1 protein-coding gene is annotated in these 902 nt (G+C 64.1%); it reads right to left on the minus strand.

Annotated elements, in window-relative coordinates:
* Nucleotides 1-902 (minus strand): ATP-binding cassette domain-containing protein (locus AC1D35_RS36430; protein WP_477942902.1); only part of this gene is annotated, 902 nt, incomplete at both ends.

Genomic DNA, 902 nt, shown 5'->3' on the forward strand with positions numbered 1-902 from the left:
GACATAGGCGATCCCGTGCGCAATGGAATCGCGCGGATTGCGCGGGGAACAGTCCGCGCCGCCGAGCTCCACCGTGCCGCCGGTCAACCCCGGCATGCAGCCATAGAGGGATTCGACCAGCTCCGTCTTTCCCGCACCCAATGGACCGTAGACGGCAACGATTTCGCCGGCTGCAAGCTCGATATCGATCGGACCGACATCACGCGGCGATTCAGGCGTGCGTGCGCGGGTCCAGCCGCGCAGGCGCACGGCAGCCTCTCCTCCATCCGATCGCTCCTTGTGTGCAACATGCTGTGGCTCGGCGAGTGCATTGCCGAGCATGGCGCGCACAATGCCTGCCTGGTCCAATTGGGCTCTTGGCGCTTCCAAGGCCACCCGCCCATCGCGCAGGATCACGACACGATCGCAGACCTTCAGGATTTCATCGGTCCGATGGGAGATGAAGATGATCCCTGCTCCCTGGGCAGCCAGTTCGCGCATGCGCTCAAGCAGAAGTCCGATTTCGTCGGCACCAAGGGCCGATGTCGATTCATCGAACACGAAAACGCGACTGCCACTGGCGATGGCGCGGGCGATTTCCACCTGCTCCATCAAGGCAACGCCGCCCTGGCCGGCGAGCGGGCGCCTCGTGTCGATATCCAGGCCGAGACGGCGCATGGCGGCATCCGCCCGGTCGTAGAGAGCCTTCCAGTCGATCACCCCGAAGCGCGATGGTTCGATCGTGAGCATCACGTTTTCGCCAATCGTCAATTGCGGAACGACGGCGCCTTCCTGGTGAACCAGAGCAACACCGGCTTCGTGGGCGCCGCGGGCATCGGCGAAGGCGGCCGGAACTCCACTGCACATGACCGTGCCGCGATATGATCCGTGCGGGATCTCGCCGACGATAACCTTTGCCAGCG

The organism is Rhizobium sp. P1_E6, assembly GCF_056405875.1.